20 protein-coding genes and 1 other RNA gene are annotated in these 20,399 nt (G+C 61.7%); 11 read left to right on the top strand and 10 right to left on the bottom strand.

Going from position 1 to position 20,399, the window contains the following annotated elements; genetic code table 11:
* Positions 1 to 3: 3 nt before the first annotated feature.
* From HX793_RS04190 to HX793_RS04175, 4 genes are read right to left on the bottom strand one after another with little or no spacing between them, the layout of a single operon-like run.
* Positions 4 to 489 (bottom strand): DUF4442 domain-containing protein, encoded by a 486-nt coding sequence (locus HX793_RS04190; RefSeq protein ID WP_177052638.1) that lies wholly within the window; start codon positions 487 to 489, stop codon positions 4 to 6.
* Positions 482 to 1,669, bottom strand: coding sequence for a 2-octaprenyl-6-methoxyphenyl hydroxylase (ubiH, locus tag HX793_RS04185; RefSeq protein ID WP_177097155.1), 1,188 nt, complete (start codon positions 1,667 to 1,669; stop codon positions 482 to 484). Before ubiH ends, HX793_RS04190 begins: the two co-directional genes overlap by 8 nt.
* Positions 1,666 to 2,988: a Xaa-Pro aminopeptidase gene (pepP, locus tag HX793_RS04180; protein ID WP_177052636.1), complete on the bottom strand. Its 1,323-nt coding sequence runs from the start codon at positions 2,986 to 2,988 to the stop codon at positions 1,666 to 1,668. Before pepP ends, ubiH begins: the two co-directional genes overlap by 4 nt.
* Before the next feature lie 20 nt (positions 2,989 to 3,008).
* Positions 3,009 to 3,566 carry a YecA/YgfB family protein gene (locus tag HX793_RS04175; RefSeq protein ID WP_095013944.1) on the bottom strand — a complete coding sequence of 186 codons (558 nt, stop codon included), beginning with the start codon at positions 3,564 to 3,566 and terminating at the stop codon, positions 3,009 to 3,011.
* Positions 3,567 to 3,704: 138 nt separating this feature from the next.
* On the opposite strand from HX793_RS04175, the gene HX793_RS04170 reads away from it, so the two are divergent.
* The 4 genes from HX793_RS04170 (at position 3,705) to HX793_RS04155 (ending at position 5,124) form a co-directional block, all read left to right on the top strand.
* Positions 3,705 to 3,914, top strand: a complete 210-nt coding sequence (locus HX793_RS04170) for a TIGR02449 family protein (protein WP_007982902.1) — start codon at positions 3,705 to 3,707, stop codon at positions 3,912 to 3,914.
* Positions 3,911 to 4,228: a cell division protein ZapA gene (locus tag HX793_RS04165; RefSeq protein WP_003176812.1), complete on the top strand. Its 318-nt coding sequence runs from the start codon at positions 3,911 to 3,913 to the stop codon at positions 4,226 to 4,228. Before HX793_RS04170 ends, HX793_RS04165 begins: the two co-directional genes overlap by 4 nt.
* A 30-nt stretch (positions 4,229 to 4,258) precedes the next feature.
* Positions 4,259 to 4,437: non-coding RNA, 6S RNA (gene ssrS / locus HX793_RS04160), on the top strand.
* A gap of 57 nt (positions 4,438 to 4,494) precedes the next feature.
* On the top strand, positions 4,495 to 5,124 hold the full coding sequence (locus tag HX793_RS04155) for a 5-formyltetrahydrofolate cyclo-ligase (protein WP_177097158.1): 630 nt from the start codon (positions 4,495 to 4,497) through the stop codon (positions 5,122 to 5,124).
* A gap of 7 nt (positions 5,125 to 5,131) precedes the next feature.
* Here HX793_RS04155 and HX793_RS04150 read toward each other — a convergent pair whose 3' ends face one another.
* Positions 5,132 to 5,281 (bottom strand): hypothetical protein, encoded by a 150-nt coding sequence (locus HX793_RS04150; RefSeq protein WP_010207387.1) that lies wholly within the window; start codon positions 5,279 to 5,281, stop codon positions 5,132 to 5,134.
* A 195-nt stretch (positions 5,282 to 5,476) separates the two neighbouring features.
* On the opposite strand from HX793_RS04150, the gene HX793_RS04145 reads away from it, so the two are divergent.
* The 4 genes from HX793_RS04145 (at position 5,477) to HX793_RS04130 (ending at position 10,895) form a co-directional block, all read left to right on the top strand.
* Positions 5,477 to 5,926: an EVE domain-containing protein gene (locus tag HX793_RS04145; protein ID WP_177097165.1), complete on the top strand. Its 450-nt coding sequence runs from the start codon at positions 5,477 to 5,479 to the stop codon at positions 5,924 to 5,926.
* A gap of 174 nt (positions 5,927 to 6,100) precedes the next feature.
* Positions 6,101 to 7,066 (top strand): HlyD family secretion protein, encoded by a 966-nt coding sequence (locus HX793_RS04140; RefSeq protein WP_177097168.1) that lies wholly within the window; start codon positions 6,101 to 6,103, stop codon positions 7,064 to 7,066.
* Complete coding sequence (rbbA, locus tag HX793_RS04135; protein ID WP_177097170.1) at positions 7,063 to 9,780, top strand: ribosome-associated ATPase/putative transporter RbbA; 2,718 nt, start codon at positions 7,063 to 7,065, stop codon at positions 9,778 to 9,780. Before HX793_RS04140 ends, rbbA begins: the two co-directional genes overlap by 4 nt.
* A complete protein-coding gene (locus HX793_RS04130; RefSeq protein ID WP_177097172.1) occupies positions 9,780 to 10,895 on the top strand; it encodes an ABC transporter permease in 1,116 nt (371 codons plus the stop codon). Before rbbA ends, HX793_RS04130 begins: the two co-directional genes overlap by 1 nt.
* A gap of 19 nt (positions 10,896 to 10,914) precedes the next feature.
* Here HX793_RS04130 and HX793_RS04125 read toward each other — a convergent pair whose 3' ends face one another.
* The gene (locus HX793_RS04125; protein WP_016978962.1) at positions 10,915 to 11,322 is read right to left on the bottom strand and encodes a flagellar basal body-associated protein FliL; all 408 of its coding nucleotides are present in this window, start codon (positions 11,320 to 11,322) and stop codon (positions 10,915 to 10,917) included.
* 150 nt (positions 11,323 to 11,472) lie between these two features.
* On the opposite strand from HX793_RS04125, the gene HX793_RS04120 reads away from it, so the two are divergent.
* Positions 11,473 to 12,450 (top strand): NADPH:quinone oxidoreductase family protein, encoded by a 978-nt coding sequence (locus HX793_RS04120; RefSeq protein WP_016978961.1) that lies wholly within the window; start codon positions 11,473 to 11,475, stop codon positions 12,448 to 12,450.
* A gap of 252 nt (positions 12,451 to 12,702) precedes the next feature.
* Complete coding sequence (gene glpT, locus HX793_RS04115; protein WP_016978960.1) at positions 12,703 to 14,040, top strand: glycerol-3-phosphate transporter; 1,338 nt, start codon at positions 12,703 to 12,705, stop codon at positions 14,038 to 14,040.
* Here the strand turns inward: glpT and HX793_RS04110 are convergent.
* Together HX793_RS04110 and HX793_RS04105 are read right to left on the bottom strand one after the other, a co-directional pair.
* Positions 14,037 to 14,690, bottom strand: a complete 654-nt coding sequence (locus HX793_RS04110) for a gamma-glutamylcyclotransferase (protein WP_016978959.1) — start codon at positions 14,688 to 14,690, stop codon at positions 14,037 to 14,039. The two genes, glpT and HX793_RS04110, sit on opposite strands and share 4 nt — an antisense overlap.
* Positions 14,691 to 14,716: 26 nt before the next feature.
* Positions 14,717 to 17,104, bottom strand: coding sequence for a TonB-dependent receptor plug domain-containing protein (locus HX793_RS04105; protein WP_177097174.1), 2,388 nt, complete (start codon positions 17,102 to 17,104; stop codon positions 14,717 to 14,719).
* A 327-nt stretch (positions 17,105 to 17,431) separates the two neighbouring features.
* Here HX793_RS04105 and HX793_RS04100 point away from each other — a divergent pair, with 327 nt between their 5' ends.
* The gene (locus HX793_RS04100; protein ID WP_177052629.1) at positions 17,432 to 17,914 is read left to right on the top strand and encodes a sn-glycerol-3-phosphate transporter; all 483 of its coding nucleotides are present in this window, start codon (positions 17,432 to 17,434) and stop codon (positions 17,912 to 17,914) included.
* On the opposite strand, the gene HX793_RS04095 is transcribed toward HX793_RS04100, so the two are convergent.
* Together HX793_RS04095 and ubiD are read right to left on the bottom strand one after the other, a co-directional pair.
* A complete protein-coding gene (locus HX793_RS04095) occupies positions 17,911 to 18,879 on the bottom strand; it encodes a CDP-6-deoxy-delta-3,4-glucoseen reductase (RefSeq protein ID WP_033897532.1) in 969 nt (322 codons plus the stop codon). The two genes, HX793_RS04100 and HX793_RS04095, sit on opposite strands and share 4 nt — an antisense overlap.
* Positions 18,879 to 20,345, bottom strand: coding sequence for a 4-hydroxy-3-polyprenylbenzoate decarboxylase (ubiD, locus tag HX793_RS04090; protein ID WP_003176824.1), 1,467 nt, complete (start codon positions 20,343 to 20,345; stop codon positions 18,879 to 18,881). Before ubiD ends, HX793_RS04095 begins: the two co-directional genes overlap by 1 nt.
* Positions 20,346 to 20,399: the final 54 nt, after the last annotated feature.

Raw genomic sequence — 20,399 nt, 5'->3', positions numbered from 1 at the left:
GCTTTAAGCCTGTCTCGCTGGCGGCTTGCGCCGCACGTAAAGGGTTTTGTCGACTCGCGCCACCAGGGTGCCGGAGCCGTCATGAATCTGGACCTTGAGGTGGGGCAAGTACTTCTCACCCCCTTCGGTCTGCCGGCGGATCTCATCGAGCAAGGCATCATCGATGGAAAACTCGGCATACACCGGGCCTTTGCCCGGCGAAATGAAATCGATACTCGCCGCCTTGTCCCACACGATGTAGTCGCGGCCAAGGTTCTCCATCAACAGCAGCATGTAGAACGGGTCGACCATCGAATACAGGCTGCCGCCAAACTGCGTGCCGACGTAGTTGCGGTTATACCAGCCCAAGCCCATGCGCACTTTGGCATGCCGGAAGTCCGTGCTCAGTTCTTGCACCCGTACACCCGCGCCGAGGTAAGGCGGGTACAGGCTCAGGAACCAACGCAATAACCGCGCCTTGCCCACACGTTGGATCAACCCATTACGCATCGGGACGAGTACCCAGGCCCATGGCCTGACGGGCGAACCAGCGCTTGGCCGGCGGCAGCAAGTCCAGGCCCAGCAGGCCCATGCTGCGGCCCAGGGCGACCAGCGGTTGGGCGCTGCCGAACAGGCGCGTGACCTGGTCGGAGAAGCCCACGGTGAGTTTCTGGTCGAGGCGCTGGCGCTCGCGATAACCCTGCAAGGTCGCCAGGTCACCCGGCACCGCAGGCCCGGCCAACAAGGCCTCGGCCAGCGCATTCGCGTCGCGCAGGGACAGATTGAAGCCCTGCCCGGCAATCGGGTGCAGGCTGTGGGCCGCGTTGCCGAGGATCGCCAGGTGCGAGCGCACTTGCTCCTCGGCTTCCACCAATGTCAGCGGGTACAGATGACGGGCGCCCACTTGCTTCAGCGTGCCCAGGCGGTAGCCGAACACGCCCTGCAATTCACTCAAGAAGCTGCGCTCATCGAGATTGGCCAGGCGCTGGGCGTCCATCCCAATGCGCGTCCACACCAGTGCGCAGCGGTTGTCCGGCAGCGGCAACAAGGCCATCGGGCCTTCGTCGGTGAAACGTTCGAAGGCTTCGCCGTTATGGGATTCGCTTGGAGTGATGTTGGCGATCAACGCGCTCTGGTTGTACGGGCGGGTTTTCACGCCGATGCCCAATTGCTCGCGCAGACCGGAACGGCCACCGTCCGCCAGTACGGCGAGGTCGCATTCCAGCACGGTTTCATCGTTGAGCGTCAGGCGATAGCCATCGGGCAGCGGTTCCATGCGCGTGACTTCGGCCGGGCAGCGCCAACTGACCACCTCTTTGTCCAGGCCCTGCCACAGGCATTGGCCCAGCCAGGCGTTTTCCACCACGTAGCCGAGGGCCGGCACGCCCTCTTCCATGGCAGACAAGCGCGCGGTGGAGAAACGACCGCGATCGGACACATGGATCTGCTTGATCGGTTCGGCTCGGCGCGAAATGTCCTGCCACAGGCCCAGGCGCTGGTAAATCTGCCGAGCGCCAAAGGACAACGCCGAAGAACGCGCATCGTAGCTCGGCTGGTAGCTGTCGCCCGGCGCAAAGGGTTCGATCAGCACGATCTTCCAGCCCCGCGCCTTGGCCCCGGCCTGCAACGCCAGCGCCAGGCTGGCGCCGACCAAGCCGCCGCCGATGATCGCCAGATTGACCCGGCTCATCGGGCAGCCGCCATCAACGCTTCAATTTCAGCGACGGTCTTGGGCACGCCACCGGTCAGGATTTCACAGCCTTGCTTGGTCACTACCACGTCGTCCTCGATGCGTACGCCAATGCCACGCCATTTCTTTGCCACATTCGGGTTGTCCGGCGAAATGTAGATGCCCGGCTCTACGGTCAGCGCCATGCCGACTTCCAGCACCCGCCATTCACCGCCCACTTTGTACTCGCCCACATCATGCACATCCATGCCCAGCCAGTGGCCAGCGCGGTGCATGTAGAAGGCTTTATAGGCTTCGCTGGCGATCAACTCGTCGACGTCACCCTGCAGCAACCCCAGCTTCACCAAACCGGCAGTAATCACCTGCACGGTTGCCTCATGCGCCTGGTTCCAATGCTTGTCCGGGGCGATCTCGGCAAACGCGGCTTCCTGGGAGGCCAGCACAATTTCGTAGATCGCCTTCTGTTCCGGCGAAAACCTGCCATTGACCGGCCAGGTGCGGGTGATGTCGCTGGCGTAGCAGTCAATCTCGCAACCGGCGTCGATCAGCACCAGGTCGCCGTCCTTGAGCAGCGCGTCATTCTGCTGGTAATGCAGGATGCAGCTGTTGCGCCCGGCGGCAACGATGGAGCCGTAGGCCGGCATTTTCGCGCCGCCTTTGCGGAATTCATAATCCAGCTCGGCTTCCAGGCTGAATTCATAAAGACCGGCGCGGCTGGCCTGCATCGCCTTCACGTGGGCCGCGCAGGAGATTCGCGCGGCCTCGCGCATCACCTTCACTTCTGCCGCCGATTTATACAGGCGCATGTCGTGGAGCAGATGATCCAGGGCAACGAATTCGTTCGGCGGCTGGGCGCCCAGGTGGGCCTTGGAGCGGATCACGTTGATCCATTCCATCAGGTGCCGGTCGAACTCGGCATTGCTGCCCATGGCCGAGTACACCCGGTCGCGACCTTCGATGAGGCCGGGCAGGATGTCGTCGATATCGGTGATGGGGAACGCGTCGTCGGCGCCAAAGTCACGGATCGCGCCTTCGGTGCCGGCGCGCAGGCCGTCCCACAGCTCGCGTTCGGCGTTGCGCTCGCGGCAGAACAGCACGTACTCGCCATGCTGACGACCGGGCATCAGCACGATCACCGCTTCCGGCTCGGGGAAACCGCTCAGGTACTGGAAGTCGCTGTCCTGGCGGTACACGTGTTCGACATCGCGGTTGCGGATCGCCACGGCAGCGGCAGGCAGGATCGCGATGCTATTGGGTTCCATCTGCGCCATGAGCGCCTTGCGGCGTCGGGTGTATTCCGCTCGGGGGATATGGATCATGGGCAGATGGGCTTCCTTTCTTAGTGCAGCGACGGCTTGGGCGAAGCAGGTTCAGCGGACTTTTTGGTCTCGGTGAACAGCAGCAGCGGCGCGACGCGCAGGTATTCCATGACTTCCATGTAGTCGCCTTCGCCGTCTTCGGACTCTTCCAGGGCGTCTTGCACCTGGGAGATCGCCGCCAGGTCCTGCAACACTTCCTTGGCGTCGGTGCTCAGTTCCAGGCCGCCGGCGTTCACGCCGAAACCGTGGAGGAAGCCTTGGCACCATTGGCCCAGGGCGGCGGCGCGCTCGGCGAGCGGCGCATCGTCGGTCGGCAGCAGCAGGACCACGGTGACGTCGTCACCGGTCAGCTCGCCCTTGACCATCTCTTGCAAGCCGATCAACGCGTTACGCACGTTGTCGGTCGGCTCGGTCTCAAGCAGCTCGGCCACGTCAGCCAGCCAGTTGTCGGCATCAAAGCCAACGCCGGTGCAGCTACGGCCCAGCAACACACCGTGCAGTTCGGCAGGCGAGCAGGGATGGCCGCTGGTGCTCAGCAGTTTGGAAAAAGCGTCGTACGGGGAGTTCTGAATAGGCATGGTGAGCTAGGCGCCAGACGGCGCAATGTCTAGAATGGAGCGCTGTATCCTAGCACCGGCAGACGTACCAAGACTATCAAGGGCGTCAGATCGTTTATCCTGCAGTTGCCATTCATCAGACAAATCCAGTGGAACCCAATGGAAGACACCGACCTGCAAGCGCTGATGGCCAGACTCGAATTGCTAATTACCCGGGTCGAGCAACTAAAGAGCCAAAACGGACTCCTATTAGCTCAGGAAAAGACCTGGCGCGAGGAACGCGCTCACCTCATTGAAAAAAACGAAATCGCCCGGCGTAAGGTCGAATCGATGATTTCGCGCCTGAAGGCCCTGGAGCAAGACTCATGAGTTCAAGCAATAGCGTCACCGTGCAGATCCTCGACAAAGAATATTCGATCATCTGCCCCCAGGAAGAGCGCAACAACCTGGTGAGCGCCGCCCGCTACCTGGATGGCAAGATGCGTGAAATCCGCAGCAGCGGCAAAGTGATCGGCGCCGACCGTATCGCCGTGATGGCCGCGCTGAACATTACCCACGATTTGCTGCATAAGCAGGAGCGCCCTGACGTGCAGGCCAGCGGCTCGACGCGTGAGCAGGTGCGTGACCTGCTGGAGCGTGTCGATCTGGTGCTTTCCAGCGATTCAGACGCACCCAAGGGCTGATTGCCGCGACTGTTTAAGGTATACTCGCCCCACTCCCTGGCGTGTTTGCCAGTCGGCGATGTCCCTGAGCCGATTCGCACTACCCTGGAAGTTGCACGTTGGGCTGGTGTGCATGTCCGCTAGACGGAAAGCCTTAAAGCCTACTGCATCTTCCACCTTGAACTTTCGGGTTCAAGGGCTAAGTCGACAGCGGCTCTGTCGGGGAGCCTGAATTCCCAAACTCAATGCCAGTCCTCGGACTGGCATTGTTTTATGAGCCGAAAACCATGACCGAACCTGCGCCGCTTTCCCGTCCGCAACTTCGACGCATGTTGCGTAAAGCCCGCCGCGCCCTCACGCCGAGCGAGCAGCGCAAGGCCGCCCACGGCCTGTATCGGCAACTGGCACAGCACCCGCTGTTTCGCCGGGCCAAACATATCTCTTTGTATCTACCGACGGACGGTGAAATCGATCCGCGCCTGCTGCTGCGCGCCGCACAGCGCCGGGGCAAGGCCACTTACCTGCCGGTGCTCAGCGCGTGGCCGCGAACCAAGATGGTGTTCCAGCGTGTCCGGCCTGGGGAAAAGCTGCTGCCCAACCGTTTTCGCATCCTGGAGCCACGGGTGAACATCAGCCGCCAACGCAAAGTCTGGGCGCTGGACCTGGTGCTGCTGCCGTTGGTGGGGTTCGATGATGTCGGCGGGCGCCTGGGCATGGGCGGCGGGTTCTACGATCGCAGCCTGGCCTACCTGGCGCGCCGTCAAAGCTGGCGCAAGCCGACGCTGCTGGGCCTGGCCCATGAATGCCAGAAGGTCGAGCGGTTGGCACAAGCAAGCTGGGATGTGCCGTTGGCGGGCACCGTCACCGATAAGCATTGGTACATTGCGAAGACGCCACTGGAATCAGCGGCGCCTTGAAGAAGAGTCAGCGTTTGAACGGTTGCGGCTGCTGCTGAGCCAGTTCAACGGGAGCATCGGTCTTGTTCGACCATAAGCTTTGGGCATACCCGGTGGTCACGACGCCCAGACCAAACAAAATCACCAAAATCCATAGTAAATCCGGTTTACGTTGCATCGATTGCCCCCCTGCAGGCACCTCGTACACGATGACAACAACGTTCCAAAGTAGTCCGTTGCAGCTGCGTCAAGCTTTAAAAGCCGGCATTCTGCGGTAACGTGAACCAACACGCAAACCTTGACGCCAACCGACTGTCGGTTTGTCATCAAATTGCCTGACAACTTGCCCACTGCTTATTTCAGGAGCCCCAAAATGGCCTATTGGCTGATGAAATCCGAGCCCGACGAACTCTCCATCAAAGGCCTGGAAAAGCTCGGCGAAGCGCGCTGGGATGGGGTGCGCAACTATCAGGCGCGCAACTTCCTGCGAGCGATGGCGGTGGGTGACCAATTTTTCTTCTACCACTCTAGCTGCCCGGAGCCAGGCATTGCCGGCATCGGCAAAATCGTGGAGGCGGCCTACCCGGATCCCACCGCGCTGGAGCCCGAAAGCCACTACTTCGACGCCAAGGCCACCCCGGAAAAAAATCCGTGGAGCGCGATCAACGTCGCGCATGTCCAGACCTTTCCCAAAGTGCTTGGCCTGGGCTACCTGAAACAACAAGCCGCCCTTGCCGAACTGCCACTGGTGCAAAAAGGCAGCCGGCTCTCAGTAATGGCCGTCACGCCCGAGCAATGGGCCGCCGTACTGGCGCTGCGCTAAGCACTGTAGGAGCGAGCTTGCTCGCGAAAAACGCCAGGACACCGCGTCAAATCAGAGAGTACGCGTTATCGTTGACGTTTTTCGCGGGCAAGCCCGCTCCTACAGTTGATGGGTATCAACACTACGCAGGGGCAAACCGCTCAAACTAGGACGCTAACGCCGCAGGAAGCAGCCATGTCGACGAACCACCACACCTCTCGCCTTTTCGCCATCGCCCTCATCGCCCTGTTGCTGGGCGCCGGTGGCTTCGGTTATTGGCGCTCCACCCAGGACCGCTTGCCCGAAGGCCTGAGCATGGGCAACGGCCGCCTGGAATCCACCGAAGTGCAGATCGCCGCCAAGATCCCAGGACGCCTGACAGAGGTGCGCGTGGACGAAGGCGACAAGGTCCTCAAAGGCCAACTGCTCGCACGCATGGACACCCGCACGCTGGAAGCCCAGCGCGCCCAGGCCGAAGCCGAAGTGCTGCGCGCCAAGGAAAACTTCGCGGCCGCCGAGGCCAACGTGCAATTGCGCCAGAGCGAGCAACTGCTGGCCAACCAGGAACTCAAGCGCACCCAGGAACTGTACAAGCGCGGTTTCGCCAGCAGCCAGTTGATTGACCAACAGCAGGCGCGGCAGAACACCGGCAATGCGGCCGTGATCGCAGCACAAGCCCAAGTCAACTCGGTGAAGGCCGCGATCGGCGCCGCCGAGGCCCAGGTCGCCCAGCTCACCAGCGAGATCGACGACAGCAGCCTGCGCGCGCCCATCGACGGCATTATCCAGCTGCGCCTGGCCGAGCCGGGCGAAGTGCTCGGCGCGGGCGGGCGTGTCCTGTTGCTGATCGATCCCAACGATCAATACATGAACCTCTACCTGCCCGCCTCCGTCACCGGCCGCCTCACCGTTGGCAGCGATGCGCGTATTCTGCTCGACGCCCTGCCTGACCAACCGTTGCCGGCCAAGATCAGCTTTGTCGCCGCCAAATCTCAGTTCACCCCCAAAGAAGTTGAAACCCGCAATGAACGCCAGAAACTGGTGTTCCGCGTCAAACTGCGCCTGACCCAGCCCAGCGCCGTACCCCAGGCCAAACCCGGCATGCCCGGCGCCGGCTACGTGCGCACGGCCGATATCGACTGGCCGGCCAACCTGCAATGACCGGCCTGGCGCTGCAAGCCACGGCGATCAACCATCGCTATGGCAAGCAACAGGCCCTGCTCGACATCACGTTCAGCCTCCCGGCCGGTACGCGTTGCGGGTTGATCGGGCCGGATGGCGCGGGCAAGTCGAGCCTGCTGGGCTTGATCGCCGGGGTCAAAAAGCTCCAGGACGGTCAACTGCAAGTGCTGGGCGGTGCGATTGAAGACCGCCGCCACCGCAACAGCCTGTACCCGCGCATCGCCTTTATGCCTCAAGGGCTGGGCGGCAACTTGTATCCCGAGTTGTCCATCAGCGAGAACATCCGTTTCTTTGCCACGTTGTTTGGCCTGTCGAAAGCCGACTGCGACCAGCGCATGCACAACCTGCTGCTGGCCACCGACCTTGCGCGCTTCGCAGAACGCCCGGCCGGCAAGCTCTCCGGCGGGATGAAGCAGAAACTCGGCCTGTGTTGCGCGCTGATCCACGACCCTGACCTGTTGATCCTCGACGAACCCACCACCGGCGTCGATCCGCTGTCCCGCCGACGTTTCTGGGAACTGGTAGAAACCGTGCGCCGCGAACGCCCGCAACTGACGCTGCTAGTGGCCACGGCCTACATGGAAGAAGCCGAGCAATTCGAACATTGCCTGATGCTCGATCGCGGCAAGCTGATTGCAGACGGCCTGAGCCGTGAACTGGCGGGCGCGACCGCCAGCGGCAAACTGGACGAAGCCTTCACCCACTTCCAGGGCGACAGCGCCCACGACAACCAGCCGCTGGTGATTCCACCGCGGCAAAGCGACAACGCCGATATCGCCATCGAAGCTCACGACCTGACCCTGCGTTTCGGCGATTTCACCGCCGTGAACAAGGTCAGCTTCGCCATTGGTCGCGGCGAGATCTTCGGCTTCCTCGGCTCCAACGGCTGCGGCAAGACCACCACCATGAAGGTGCTCACCGGGCTGATGCCCGCCACCGAGGGCAGCGCGACGCTGCTGGGTAATCCGGTGAACGCCAAGGACCTCGCGACCCGCAAGCGCGTGGGCTTCATGTCACAAAGCTTCTCGTTGTATGGCGAGCTCAGCGTGCGCCAGAACCTGGTGCTGCATGCGCAACTGTTCGACTTGCCCAAGGCCGACAGCGGCCCGCGCATCGATGAGCTGATCCAGCGGTTTGACCTGGGGGATGTCGCCGAACAACCGTCGGGCGAGTTGCCACTCGGCCTGCGCCAGCGTCTGTCATTGGCGGTGGCGGTGCTGCATCGCCCGGAAGTGCTGATCCTCGACGAACCTACGTCGGGCGTCGACCCGGCGGCGCGGGATGACTTCTGGCGATTGCTGATCGAGCTATCCCGCGAACAAGGTGTGACGATTTTCCTGTCCACGCACTTTATGAACGAAGCCCAGCGCTGCGACCGCATCTCCCTGATGCACGCGGGCAAGGTGCTCGCCTGCGATACGCCGGATGCGCTGCAACGGCAGTTCCAGGGCGACACCTTGGAAGCAGCGTTCGTCACCTGCCTGGAACAGGCCCAAGGCGAACCCGAGCCCACGGCGCCCGCCGCAACCGTCAGTGAAACCAGCGCGCCGCCCGTGAGCAAACGCGGTTTCAGCCTGGCCCGCCTATTGGCCGTGGCCAGCCGCGAAGGCAAAGAGCTTCTGCGCGATAAGGTGCGCATGGCCTTCGCGTTGCTGGGCGCGATGTTCATGATGGTGATCTTCGGCTACGGCATTTCCCTGGATGTGGAAAAACTCGCCTTCGCCGTCTACGACCAGGACCAGACACCGCAAAGCCGCGCCTACCTGGAGGCGTTTCGCAGTTCACGCTATTTCGCCGAGCAGTCGCCGATTCAGGACTCAACTGAATTGCACCGGCGCCTGCAACGTTCGGAAATCAAACTGGCCCTGGAGATACCACCCGGCTTTGGCCGCGATCTCTACGCCGGCCGCCAGCCCAGCGTGGCCGCCTGGCTCGATGGCGGCATGCCGTTTCGCGCAGAAACCAGCCGCAACTATGTCGAGGCCGTGCACCAGGAAAACCTGCAGCAACTGGCCGAACTGAGCAGCCTGCCGCGCAACAACCCAGCCGCCGCCAAGCTGGAAACGCGCTTTCGCTACAACCAAGACGTGGTCAGCGTGAATGCCATCGGCCCCGGTGTGATGGCGCTGATCCTGGCGTTTATCCCAGCGATGCTCACCGCCCTCGGCATCGTGCGCGAGAAGGAGCTGGGCTCGATCACCAACTTCTACGCCACGCCCCTGACGCGCCTGGAGTTTCTGCTCGGTAAACAGGCGCCGTACCTGGCCGTGAGCCTGGTCAACCTGGCGGTATTGGTGGCGATGAACCGCTGGCTGTTCGGCGTGCCGTTCAAGGGCAGCGGCCTGACGCTGGCGTTCGGCGGCCTGCTCTATGTGCTGGCGACCACCAGCATGGGCCTGCTGATTTCGGCGTTCACCCGCACTCAGATCGCGGCGATCCTCGGCACCATGATCATCACCAGCCTACCGACCATTCAATTCTCCGGATTGATCGTGCCGCGCTCGTCCCTTGAAGGCGCAGCGGCGTTGATGGGCATGCTGTTTCCGGCGGGGCACTTCCTGGATGTCGCCGTGGGCACCTTCACCAAGGCCTTGGACCTGCGCCAGTTGTGGCCGCAATGCCTGGCGCTGTTCGGGTTCTTTGTCGGGTTTACCGGGCTGAGCCTGGTCATGCTCAAGAAGCAGGAGGCCTGATGCATAAGTTCGCGCATATCCTGCGCCTGGGGATCAAGGAACTGACCAGCCTGCGCCATGACAGCGTGTTGCTGCTGTTTCTGTTCTACGCCTTCACCGTCGCCATCTATATGCCCGCCGCCGGCTCGGTGATCGGCGTGCACAACGCCAGCGTGGCGTTTGTCGATGAAGACCACAGCTCGCTATCGCGGCAACTGGCCGAGGCGCTGCAGCCGCCCGAATTTCAAGCGCCCACGCCGTTGGCCTATGACCAGTTGGACAGGGTCATGGACAGCGGCGAATACACCTTCGTGATCAATGTGCCGGCGAACTTCCAGGCTGACCTGCTGGCCGGTCGCCAACCCGGCGTGCAGGTGAACGTGGACGCCACGGCCATGAGCCAGGCGTTCATGGGCGCGGGCTACATCGGGAGGATTTTCCAGCGGGAATTGCTGACCTACAGCGGGCAAGCCGCCACCAACCAGGCGCCCGCCCTGCTCACGACTCGCGCGCTGTTCAACACCAACCTGGAGGGTGGCTGGTTTCTGGCGGTGATCCAGATCGTCAACAACATCACCATCCTCGCCATTGTCCTGACGGGCACCGCGCTGCTGCGTGAACGCGAACACGGCACCCTCGACCATCTGTTGGTGCTGCCGCTGACGGCGTTGGAGATCATGCTGGCGAAAATCTGGAGCAATATGCTGGTGGTGGTGCTGTGCACTTGGCTGTCGCTGGAAGTGGTGGTCAAAGGTTTGCTCGGCGTGCCGCTGGCCGGGTCATTGAGCTTGTTTCTGGTCGTGACCGCGTTGTACTTGTTTGCCAGCACGGCCTTGGGGATTTTCCTGGCGACGCTCGCGCGATCGACGCCGCAGTTCGGCCTGCTGGCAATCCCGGTGATCATCCCGATGCTGCTGCTCTCCGGCGGTAGTACGCCGTTGGACAGCATGCCCGAGTGGTTGCAGTGGGTGATGCAAGGATCGCCGTCGACGCATTTTGTGAGTTTGAGCGCGGCGATTCTGTTCCGCGATGCGGGCGTGAGCGTGGTGTGGCCGGACTTGCTGGCGCTGGCGGGGATTGGGTTGGTGTTTTTTGCAGTGGCACTGGCGCGGTTCAGGAAGAGCCTGGCTTCCTGAAACCGCACCCTATTGGTGATTACTGGATGATCAAGTTGTTGAACAGCAGATCTTCCACCACCGGTTTGCCGGTCTCGTCATTCATCACTTGCTGGGTTTGCTTGAGGGCTTCCTGGCGCAGTTTTTCCTTGCCTTCCACGGTACTCATGGCCTCGTTGGTCTGCTGGGTGAACAGCGCCACCAGTTGATTACGGATCAACGCGTCGTTGGCTTTGACGGCAGCCGCCGCTTCGGGGCCGGTCACGCGCAGGGCGATGTCGGCCTTGAACACCTTGAGTTTCGCCGTGCCATCCAGGCCGTAGTTGCCCACAAATGGCGGGCTCAGGCTGATATAGCTGACCTTCGGCGCCTCGCCTTCTTTGGCTTCTTCGGCTTGGGCCGCCATCGGCAACGTCAGGGCCAGCATCAACAGGATCCACGCTTTCACAGTTCATTCCTCACATTCGGTTGCCGGGTAGCATAACGCTAGCAAGGCAGAGCACAAGCTTATGGCGGCTTATCAGGCCCGGGCATGCTCGTTGACCCACGGGCGTACCCTCCTACACTTATCGGCCACGACGCCAAAAGGAATAGTCCGATGAAAGCTGTGCTGTGCAAAGCCTTCGGCCCTGCCGAAACCCTGGTGCTGGAAGAGGTCGCAAGCCCGGCGATCAAGAAGAACGAAATCCTGCTGGACGTGCATGCCGCCGGGGTCAACTTCCCGGACACGCTGATTATCGAGGGCAAGTACCAGTTCAAGCCGCCGTTCCCGTTTTCGCCGGGTGGCGAGGCGGCGGGCGTGGTCAGTGAAGTTGGGGAAAAGGTCAGCCACCTTAAAGCCGGTGACCGGGTGATGGCGCTGACCGGCTGGGGCAGTTTTGCCGAGCAGGTCGCGGTGCCGGGCTATAACGTGTTGCCGATCCCGCCGAGCATGGACTTCAACACCGCCGCCGCCTTCAGCATGACCTACGGCACCTCCATGCACGCGCTGAAACAACGCGCCAACCTGCAACCCGGCGAAACCCTGCTGGTGCTCGGCGCCTCCGGTGGCGTGGGCCTGGCCGCCGTTGAAATCGGCAAGGCCATGGGCGCGCGGGTAATCGCCGCCGCCAGCAGTGCCGACAAACTCGCCGTGGCCAAGGCCGCCGGCGCCGATGAGTTGATCAACTACAGCGAAGCCAGCCTGAAAGACGAGATCAAGCGCCTTACCGACGGCAACGGCGCCGATGTGATCTACGACCCGGTGGGTGGCGACCTGTTTGACCAGGCCATCCGTGCCATTGCCTGGAACGGCCGCCTGCTGGTAGTGGGTTTCGCCAGCGGGCGCATTCCGGAACTGCCGGTGAACCTGGCGTTGCTCAAGGGTGCGGCGGTGGTCGGGGTGTTCTGGGGTTCGTTTGCCCAGCGCCAGCCGCAGGACAATGCGGCGAACTTCCAGCAGTTGTTCAGTTGGTATGGCGAAGGAAAGCTCAAACCTTTGGTGTCGCAGGTCTATCCGCTGGAACAAGCCGCCCAGGCGATCAATGACCTGGGGCAGCGCAAGGCTGTGGGCAAGGTCGTCGTCCAGACTCGCTGACCTTCCCCTGTAGGAGCCGGCTTGCCGGCGATGACCTCAGAAAGATGACCGCCACCTTTCGGGCCTCATCGCCGGCAAGCCGGCTCCTACAGATCTGTTTACGACCACCACTTATCTATTCGCGACATGTTCGTAAGAGAACATGCAATTGCTCTCATTTCCTGTGTTTGCAGATAAGAGGCGATGCTATTTTCGGTAACGAAACTGTAACATTCGCATCCGCAGTCAAAACAAGAAATTTGGAGCTCTTGAATGTTTGCTTTCTTTCGTCCTGCCGCCCATCAGGCGCCCCTGCCTGAAGAAAAAATAGACAGTACCTACCGACGCCTGCGCTGGCAGATCTTCGCCGGTATTTTCTTCGGTTACGCCGGTTACTACCTGCTGCGCAAAAACTTCTCCCTGGCCATGCCCTACTTGATCGACGAGGGTTACACTCGTGGCGAACTGGGCCTGGCGATGTCGGCCATCGCGATTGCCTACGGCTTGTCCAAGTTCCTCATGGGCCTGGTGTCCGACCGCTCCAACCCACGCTACTTCCTGCCCTTCGGCCTGCTGGTTTCGGCCGGGGTGATGTTCATTTTCGGTTTCGCACCTTGGGCGACGTCCAGCGTGACCATGATGTTCATTTTGCTGTTCATCAACGGCTGGGCCCAAGGCATGGGCTGGCCGCCAAGTGGGCGCACCATGGTGCACTGGTGGTCGCAGAAAGAACGCGGCGGCGTGGTGTCGGTATGGAACGTGGCGCACAACGTCGGTGGCGGCCTGATCGGCCCGCTGTTCCTGCTGGGCATGGCCTGGTTCAACGACTGGCACGCAGCCTTCTACGTACCGGCCACTGTGGCTCTGCTGGTGGCGGCCTTTGCCTTCATCACCATGCGCGACACCCCGCAATCGGTGGGCCTGCCGCCTATCGAGAAGTACAAGAACGACTACCCGGAAGGCTACGACGCCAGCCACGAAGACGAATTCAGCGCCAAGGAAATCTTCGTCAAGTACGTGCTGCGCAACAAAATGCTGTGGTACATCGCCTTCGCCAACGTGTTCGTCTACCTGCTGCGCTACGGCGTGCTGGACTGGGCGCCGACCTACTTGAAAGAAGCCAAGCACTTCACCGTGGATAAATCCTCGTGGGCGTACTTCTTCTATGAGTGGGCCGGTATCCCAGGCACACTGCTGTGCGGCTGGATGTCGGACAAGATCTTCCGTGGCAACCGTGGCCTGACCGGCATCGTGTTCATGGCACTGGTGACCGTGGCGACCCTGGTGTACTGGCTCAACCCGCCAGGCAACCCGATGGTCGATATGATCGCGCTGTTCTCCATCGGCTTCCTGATCTACGGCCCGGTGATGCTGATCGGCCTGCAGGCGCTGGAACTGGCACCGAAGAAAGCCGCCGGCACGGCTGCGGGCTTCACCGGTCTGTTCGGTTACTTGGGCGGTTCGGTGGCGGCGAGTGCGGCCATGGGCTACACCGTGGACCACTTCGGCTGGGACGGTGGTTTCGTGCTGCTGATTGGCGCGTGCATCTTGGCCATCGCCTTCCTGATCCCAACGCTGTGGCACACCAACAGCGTCAGCTCGGCGCGTTAAGCGCCTGAGCCACCCTTTGCACAACGCTTGAGCCGCGCCTCTAGGTTCTTATCTGGCATGGCGTGGCTACGCAGGGCGTTGACGGTCTGCTCGACATAATCGCGAGTAGTGCCGTAACGCCCGCAAGCGCTCTGCAACACATGGTTCAGCACGATGTCGGGCAGGTTACCGGCGTAGCTGGGCAAGTGCCGCTCCAAGACAAATCCCAACGCCTGCACCGTGCTGCCATCTTCGAGACGGCAACTGAGCCAATGCGGCCGGTAGGAGGGATAAGGCATCTCGCGCTGCCACAAGGCATAGAGCGAGGCCTCCAGCTGATCTTCCGGCAGGCGGTAGGCAAACCCGCTGCAAGAGCCACCGCGATCCAAACCGAAAACCAACCCCGGCAGTTCCGGCGTACCCCGATGCTCATGGGACCATAGGTACAGGCCTCGATGATAACCGTGGACCCGTGCCCGCACCCGCTCGGTCGACGAGCATTCAGGGCGCCAGATCAGCGAACCATAAGCGAAAAGCCAGACCGGCCCACCCTTGTGCTGGGCCATGGTGGCCTGCATTGAGCTCATCAACTGTTCGTGAGTGAGTTGCGGCCCAAGATCGAGCCGCGGAGGGTAAGCCAATTGCAAAAGATCGGATTCAATGACGGTCATGGCAAATCGCTTAGGTCTCCTGTGTATTACCAGTTATAGGCAACTTTACCGTAATAGAACGCGCCGCTGTAACCGTACGGCGAAAAAGTGCTATAGGCCAAATTGCCACCACTGCTGGCGAAGGCATTGACCTTTTCCGGGTATTTATCGGTGACGTTGTCGCCGCCGAGGGTGAAGGTCCAGTTCTTCAACTTGTAGTCCGCCGACAAATCCAACACCCAGGCCGCCTTGAAGGTCTGGTCGTTGGCCTTGTCGGCCTGGTAGCTGGTGAATTCACCATAGCGCACCAGGTTGCTGTGCAGCGCCCAATTGCCGAAGGTGAAGTCGTTACCCAGGCTCAGCTTGTGTTCAGGCGTGGTATCGCCGAGCAAACCGCTCTTCTCGCGACGGTCCACGCGCACCAGATTGGCGCCCAGGCTGTCGAGGATGGCCGGGTTGGGCTTCACGTCCGTGACCTTGGTGTGGTTGTAGTTGTAGCCCACGGTGCTGTTCCAGCGGATGCCGTTATCGAACTGGTAGCGGTAGTTGGCAACCAGATCGACGCCGTCGGTGCTGGTGTCCGTAGCATTGGTGAAGTAGCGGGCGGTGGTGTAGTTGATGTTGCCCACGCCATTGGCGCGCAGATAAGCCTGGGTGGCCGGGTCCAGGTTGAGGTTGGACGACAGGCTGATGCGGTCACGAATATCGATGCGGTACACATCCACGGTCACGGTCAGGTCATCGGCGGGCTCCAGCACCAGACCGAGGCTGTAGTTACGCGACTTCTCGGCCTTCAGGTCCTCCGCGCCCAGCAGGCGTGCGACCTGGCTGGAGGCCGGAAAAGTGCCGGCCTCGCGGATGTCGCTGCCGATCAACTGCGACGAAGTAAACGCGAAGTTCTGCTGAGCCAGGGACGGCGCGCGGAAACCGTTGGAAATGCTGCCGCGCAAGGCCACCTGCGGGGTGAAGTCGTAGCGGGCCGACAGCGAGCCGCTGACATTGGAACCGAAGTCACTGTAATCCTCATGCCGTACGGCCGCCGACGCGCTGAGTTTTTCGGTGAAGTTGGTTTCCAGGTCCAGGTACTGCGCCCAGTTGTGACGTGAACTGCTGCCGGCGTCGGCATCACGGAAGCCGCCGAGGCCCGAACTGCCGGTCTGGTAGTAGGATGCCGGCTCACCCGCCTCAATCTCATAACCCTGGCGCAGGTATTCACCGCCAAAGGCCACGGAGACCGGGTACGGCAGGAAGCCCACGTCGAATTCACGGGACAGGTCCAGGCTGACTTGCTTCTGGTCGTTGCTCAGGGTGCCGTTGTCGAACTTGCGCGGCGTGGCCAGACCCAGTGACGTGTTGATGGTTTCGGTGCTCAGTTCGTACTGGTTCTTGCCGTAGTTGGCCGACAAGTCGTAATGCCAGTCATAGGCCAACAGCCCGCGCAGGCCCACCACCAACGACGTGTCTTCCAGGTTGCCCTTGATCAACGGCAGGTAGCCATTGGGGTTGAGCGCCGGAATATTGTTGGACGCATTGCTCGCCCGGTAGAACGCCGCCGTCTCGCCGCGACGTTTGCTGTAGCCGCCGAAGGTGTAGAACTCGGCCGCATCGTTGAAGGAATATTCCGAGTTGAACTGGAATTTGCCTTCGTTGGTGGCCGGCTCGCCCTGGCGAAACACCTGCTGGCCGTAGGTCGTGGAGCCTACGCTGGCTGGGCGCAAATCCTTGCCGGCGCGGTTGGTGTAGTCGTTGTCAGCGCCTTCGGCCGAGAGGTTGATAAAGCCGTTGTCACCCAATGCCACGCCGGTATTGCCACTGAGGTTGCGCTGGATGCCGTCGCCCTTCTTGTACTCGCCGAACTTGGAGGAGATCGAACCGCCATGGTCGGCGTGTTTGAGGATCACGTTGATCACCCCGGCAATCGCGTCCGAGCCGTAACGCGCGGAGGCGCCGTCGCGCAGCACTTCGATATGGTCGACCGCCGACAGCGGAATCGCGTTCAAATCCGCCGGCGCCGAGCCGCGGCCCACCGCCCCGCCTAGGTTGACGAAGGCGCTGGTATGGCGGCGCTTGCCATTGACCAACACCAGCACCTGATCCGGCGACAACCCACGCAACTGCGCAGGGCGCACCAGTTCGGCGCCGTCCACCAGGCTCGGACGCGGGAAGTTGATTGACGGAATCAGCCGCGCCAACACCGCCCCCAGCTCATCGGAACCGGTGCTGCGCAGAGTGTCGCCGGAAATCACATCGATCGGCGACAGCGACGCACTGGCCGTACGCTCTTGGGCGCGGGTGCCGGTGACGATCACGGTGTCGAGCTTGGGTGCATCGGTGGCGGACGTTTCGGCCGCGAAGACAGGATTGAAACCCACGGCGGTCAGCAAATTGGCCGACAAAATCGCCGAGTACAGCGCGTGTTGCTTGTAGCTCCCCATACCGCTCCCCTTGAATCAAAAACCAGAACGTCGTGTCCTGAGTTCATACGATCGATCCGGCTGGCGGGCGGTGGCGGTCAGTTATTGGTGGTTGTGATTGAGTCGGTAGTCCGTTGCGATATAGCTTAAGGATATTTATGTAACAAATTAAATACCTTTAAAGCATAAGCGAATGCATAAGCAAACCCGCCCATTCGTCAGGATTGCGAGGGCCAATCCCGCTACCTTCAGCCTCGGTTCAGCCTTGAAACGTGCCAAGCCGTCAAAATAGGACACAGATCACGACCCAACTAGCCGCCCATCGAACCGACTACCGAGGTCGCACCCATGAAAAAATTCCGATTGCCTGGCCTTCTGTTCCTGGCCCAGGCCACCACCGCGTTGGCAGGCGAAGCGCCGATCACCGAAGACGACAAGGGCTTCTGGTACGCGCAGACCAGCGTCTACACCCGGCATTTCGCGCCCGACCCCGAGCACAACAACAACCAGGACCTGATCGGCCTGGAGCGCAATGAAGCCTCAGGATTTGTGTATGGCGGGGCGACGTTTCGCAACTCGTTCCGGCAGCGCTCGTACTATGCGTATGCGGGAAAACGCTACGACATGGCCGACTATCCGGTGTATTTGAAGCTGACGGGCGGGGCGATCCAGGGTTATCGCGGCAAGTACCGCGACAAGATCCCGTTGAACCGTTTCGGCGTGGCGCCGGTGATCATTCCGTCGGTGGGCGCGCATTACGGGCCGGTGGCGGCGGAATTGGTGTTGCTGGGGTTCAATGCCGCAATGGTCACGACTGGCGTACGCTTTTAGGGCCGAGGCGCGTAGGCAAACACATCGGCACGCATCTGGTGCGCATCCATACCAGCCTCGACCAGTGCGTCCAGCGTGCCGTAGATCATCGCCGGTGAACCGCTGGCGTAGACGTGCACAGCCTTGAGGTCGGTGATGTCTTCGCACACCGCTTCATGCAACAGCCCGCAGCGCCCTTCCCAGCCGCACAGGTCACTGACAACTTTGTGCAGGAACAGGTTGGGCAGTTGCAGCCACTGGTCCCAATGCTCAATCTCGTAGAAATCTTCCGGACGGCGCACGCCCCAGTACAGGTGCACCGGGTGTTTGAAGCCAGAAGCACGGCAGTGTTCAATCAGGCTGTGCATCTGCGCCATGCCGGTGCCGGCGGCGATCAGCACCAGCGGCCCATCCGGCAGCTCGGCCAGGTGGGTATCACCAAAAGGCAGCTCGACGCGCGCCATCTGGTTGCGTTGCAGCTGCTCAAGCAAGGTGCGCGCGCTGTCCTCGCGGGCCAGTACATGCAGCTCCAGCTCGCGCCCGGCATGGGGTGCCGAGGCCAGGGAAAACGCGGACTTTTCACCGTTCTCCCGCTCGATCATCAGGTATTGCCCGGCGTGGTAACGCACCGCCTTGCCGGCCGGCGCACGCAGGCGCACGCGCCACACATCGCCACCCACCTCGACGCATTCACTCAATTGGCACGACAACTTGCGCAACGGCAACTCTCCCGGCGCCAGCACGCCATCCCACAACACAATGCAATCTTCCAGCGGCTCGGCGATGCAAGTGTAGAACTCGCCGTGATCACGTACTTCACCGGCCTGCTGCACGCGGCCTTCCACCAGCAGCGCGGCACACACGTGGCACACACCGTTGCGACAGGCCTGGGGGCATTCGTAGCCCAGGCGGCGCGCGCCTTCGAGGATTCGCTCGCCGGGGACCAGTTCCAGCACGGCGCCGGAAGGTTGCAGGGTTACACGCATCAATCTATTCCCAATTCTTTCCAGATCGCATCGACACGGGCGGTGACGGCTTCATCCTTGACGATCACCCGGCCCCACTCGCGGGTGGTTTCACCCGGCCACTTGTGAGTGGCGTCCAGGCCCATCTTCGAACCCAGACCCGACACCGGCGAGGCGAAGTCGAGGTAGTCGATCGGTGTGTTATCGATCATCACCGTGTCGCGCTTGGGGTCCATGCGCGTGGTGATGGCCCAGATCACGTCGTTCCAGTCGCGGGCATTGATGTCGTCGTCGGTGACAATAACGAACTTGGTATACATGAACTGTCGCAAAAACGACCACACACCGAGCATTACCCGCTTGGCGTGGCCTGGGTACGACTTCTTCATGGTCACGATGGCCATGCGGTACGAGCAGCCTTCGGGCGGCAGGTAGAAATCGGTGATCTCCGGGAATTGCTTTTGCAGGATCGGCACGAACACTTCGTTGAGTGCCACGCCCAGAATGGCCGGCTCATCCGGCGGACGGCCGGTATAGGTGCTGTGGTAGATCGGCTTGATGCGGTGGGTGATGCGCTCGACGGTGAACACCGGGAAGCTGTCGACTTCGTTGTAGTAGCCGGTGTGGTCGCCGTACGGGCCTTCATCGGCCATTTCGCCCGGATGAATCACGCCTTCGAGGATGATTTCGGCCGTGGCCGGCACTTGCAGGTCGTTGCCACGGCACTTCACCAACTCGGTGCGGTTACCCCGCAGCAGGCCGGCAAACGCGTATTCGGACAGGCTGTCGGGCACCGGGGTCACGGCGCCGAGGATGGTCGCCGGGTCGGCACCCAGGGCCACGGAGACCGGGAAAGGTTTGCCGGGGTGCTTTTCGCACCATTCGCGGAAGTCCAGCGCGCCGCCACGGTGGCTCAGCCAACGCATGATCACCTTATTGCGGCCGATCACTTGCTGGCGGTAGATACCGAGGTTCTGGCGGTCCTTGTTCGGGCCCTTGGTGACGGTCAGGCCCCAGGTGATCAGCGGGCCGACGTCGCCGGGCCAGCAGGTTTGCACCGGTAGCATGGCCAGGTCGACGTCGTCGCCTTCGATGACGACCTCTTGGCACACCGCGTCCTTGACCACTTTAGGGGCCATGGCAATGATCTTGCGGAAGATAGGCAGCTTCGACCAGGCATCCTTGAGCCCCTTGGGCGGCTCGGGCTCCTTGAGGAAGGCCAGCAGCTTGCCGATCTCGCGCAGCTCGCTGACCGACTCGGCGCCCATGCCAAAGGCCACGCGTTCGGGCGTGCCGAACAGGTTGCCGAGCACCGGGATATCAAAGCCGGTCGGGTTCTCGAACAGCAGCGCCGGGCCCTTGTTACGCAGGGTACGGTCGCAAATCTCAGTCATTTCCAGCACCGGGGAAATCGGCATCTGGATACGTTTCAACTCTCCGCGCTGCTCAAGTTGCTGCACGAAATCCCGAAGATCCTTGAATTTCATTAACCATGCCACCCGTAAAATAGGCGTACATCCTACCTGCTATGACGGCCGCTG

It is taken from the genome of Pseudomonas reactans (genome assembly GCF_013387025.1).
Classification (GTDB): Bacteria; Pseudomonadota; Gammaproteobacteria; order Pseudomonadales; family Pseudomonadaceae; genus Aquipseudomonas; species Aquipseudomonas reactans.
Note: the sequence above shows the minus strand (reverse complement) of the source record. Positions and strands in the feature narration are given on the sequence as shown.